Source organism: Collimonas fungivorans, assembly GCF_028292705.1.
Lineage (GTDB): Bacteria > Pseudomonadota > Gammaproteobacteria > Burkholderiales > Burkholderiaceae_D > Collimonas > Collimonas fungivorans_B.
On record NZ_JAQGLV010000245.1, the window covers coordinates 1 to 2,714 of the forward strand.

At 58.3% G+C, this 2,714-nt stretch carries 3 protein-coding genes; 2 read left to right on the plus strand and 1 reads right to left on the minus strand.

The features are described 5' to 3' along the window. Positions 1-122: 122 nt before the first annotated feature. Positions 123-608 (plus strand): YajQ family cyclic di-GMP-binding protein, encoded by a 486-nt coding sequence (locus JWQ61_RS13920; protein WP_014007212.1) that lies wholly within the window; start codon positions 123-125, stop codon positions 606-608. Positions 609-711: 103 nt separating this feature from the next. After that, complete coding sequence (locus tag JWQ61_RS13925) at positions 712-1,347, plus strand: TIGR02281 family clan AA aspartic protease (protein WP_304361049.1); 636 nt, start codon at positions 712-714, stop codon at positions 1,345-1,347. A gap of 54 nt (positions 1,348-1,401) precedes the next feature. Here JWQ61_RS13925 and aroG read toward each other — a convergent pair whose 3' ends face one another. After that, a complete protein-coding gene (gene aroG, locus JWQ61_RS13930) occupies positions 1,402-2,469 on the minus strand; it encodes a 3-deoxy-7-phosphoheptulonate synthase AroG (RefSeq protein ID WP_061541153.1) in 1,068 nt (355 codons plus the stop codon). Positions 2,470-2,714: the final 245 nt, after the last annotated feature.

The following is a 2,714-nucleotide window of genomic DNA, read 5'->3' on the forward strand; positions in this document are numbered from 1 at the left end:
CAGCAAGAAAATAGCGCGGCAAGACCGACACCTCGGGTTTCTTGTCCGCTAAAATGCGCATAGCTCGACGGCCGCACACCACCGCGGCCGGCTTTGTTTGAACATACAGAAGGAATATCACCATGCCATCATTCGATACCGTATCGGAAGCCAACCTGGTCGAAGTAAAAAACGCCAACGACCAGGCCAACAAGGAAATCTCGACCCGCTTCGACTTCAAGGGCAGCGACGCCCGCATCGAGTTGAAAGAACGCGACCTGACCGCCTATGCCGACTCGGAATTCCAGCTGAGCCAGGTGCGCGACGTGCTGACTGCAAAACTGGTCAAGCGCAATGTCGACACCCGCTTCCTCGACATCGGCAAGATCGAAAAGATCGGCGGCGACAAGGTCAAGCAAGTCATCAAGATCAAGAACGGCATCGAATCCGAAGCGGCCAAGAAGATCGTCCGCATCGTCAAGGACAGCAAGATGAAAGTCCAGGCCAGCATCCAGGGCGACGCCGTGCGCATCACCGGCGCCAAGCGCGACGATTTGCAGGCAGCGATGGCGATGTTGCGCAAGGAAGTGGCCGATTTACCACTCGAATTCAATAATTTCCGTGACTAAATTGAAACTAGGCAACATATAAGGTTATCATCCACCTGCTGTTGCCTGCTGACCACAAATTCAGCGGCGCTATCCCAACCTCTTGCCACGAAAGTCGGTCCCCATGCGCCCGCTTGCCCTGATCTCCAGCCTGTTTCTGTTTGCCTCCGTCACCGCTCAAGCTTCCGACATCGGCGTAGTCGGCCTGTTCCCGGGCAAGGCGGTGCTGGTGATCGACGGCTCCGGGCCGAAGACTTTCGCGGTCGGCAGCAAGGTCACCGACGACGTCAAGCTGGTGGAAGCCAATAGCTCCACCGCCACGCTGGAAATCAAAGGCAAGCGCCAGGTCATCGGCATCGGCGACTATGTCAGCCGCAGCGCCCCGGGCGCCACTTCCAGCGTCACCCTGAAAGTCAATCCGCAAGGCCACTTTGTGGCGCAAGCCCAGATCAACGGCGCCATGATGACCATGCTGGTCGATACCGGCGCCACCATGATCGCCCTGCCGGCATCGGATGCGATGCGGCTCGGCGTGGACTACAAGAAGGGCCGGATGACCATGGTCAATACCGCCAACGGCGCAGCGCCGGCATATATGGTCAAGCTGAATACCGTCAAGATCGGCGATATCGAAATGAACCAGGTCGACGCCCTGGTGCAGGAAGCCGGGCTGCCGTTCGCGCTGCTCGGCATGTCGTTCCTGAACCGCACCGAGATGAAACGCGAAGGCGAGATGATGGTGCTGACCAAGCGCTTCTGACAGCGCCCGGTCTGCATGCGGGCGGATCACATATCCGCCCTTTGAACTGCCCGCTTAAGCCGGGCTGCTATTGAGCAGACGGCGCTGTTTTACCGCTGCCGCCAAACCTTCCAGCACCGCCACGCTTTCTTCCCAGTTGATGCAGCCGTCAGTCACCGACTGGCCGTAGACCAGTTCCTTGCCCGGCACCAGATCCTGGCGGCCGGCGATCAGGTGCGATTCCACCATGACACCGACGATACGGCCGTCGCCTGCAGCAACCTGGCTGCCGATATCGGCGCATACGGGAATCTGGTTTTCCGGCTTCTTCGAGCTGTTGGCGTGCGAAGCATCGATCATCAGGCGCGATGCCAGGCCGCTGTTGGCGATATCCTTGCAAGCCGCATCGACGCTGGCCGCATCGTAGTTAGGCGCCTTGCCGCCGCGCAGGATGATATGGCAGTCTTCATTGCCGTTGGTTGACACGATCGCCGAGTGGCCGCCCTTGGTCACCGACAGGAAATGATGCGGCTGCGAAGCGGCCTTGATGGCGTCCACCGCGATCTTGATGTTGCCGTCGGTGCCGTTCTTGAAACCGACCGGGCACGACAGGCCGGAAGCCAGCTCGCGGTGCACCTGCGATTCGGTGGTGCGGGCGCCGATCGCACCCCAGCTGATCAGGTCGGCGATATATTGCGGGCTGATCACATCCAGGAACTCGGTGCCGGCCGGCAGACCCAGCTCGTTGATGTTCAGCAGCAGCTCGCGCGCCATGCGCAGGCCGTCGTTGATGCGGAAGCTGTTGTCCATGTACGGATCGTTGATCAGGCCCTTCCAGCCTACCGTGGTGCGCGGTTTTTCGAAGTACACGCGCATGACGATTTCCAGCTCGCCCTTGAAGCGCTCGCGCTCGCCGACCAGGCGGCCGGCATATTCCATCGCCGCCTTGGTGTCGTGGATCGAGCATGGACCGATCACCACCATCAGGCGGTCATCCTGGCCGTGCAAGATGCGATGCAAGGCAATGCGCGAATTGGCAGCCGTATCGGCCACCTTCTCGGAGCAGCCGAATTCGCGGATCAGATGGGACGGTGGAACTAATTCTTTCATTTCTCGTATGCGCAGATCGTCGGTGCGTAGCATGTTTTTCTCCTGGCTCAAAAAGTGACTGGGTATAAAAAAACCGCCATCGCTGGCGGTTTTTTAGAAATTTCGGTTTGCTCTTTACTTACGAACGCTTACCGCTTTTCACCGCCGTGGGGCTGGAATAGCTAAAGTAAAAAAAGAAGTAAGCGCGTGCGAAAGACATGTTTTTCAGTAAAGGATTATTAAAATCAAGGCCAATAGTGCAGGATTTCCAGAAATTTGGCAAGGCCAGGATTACCACA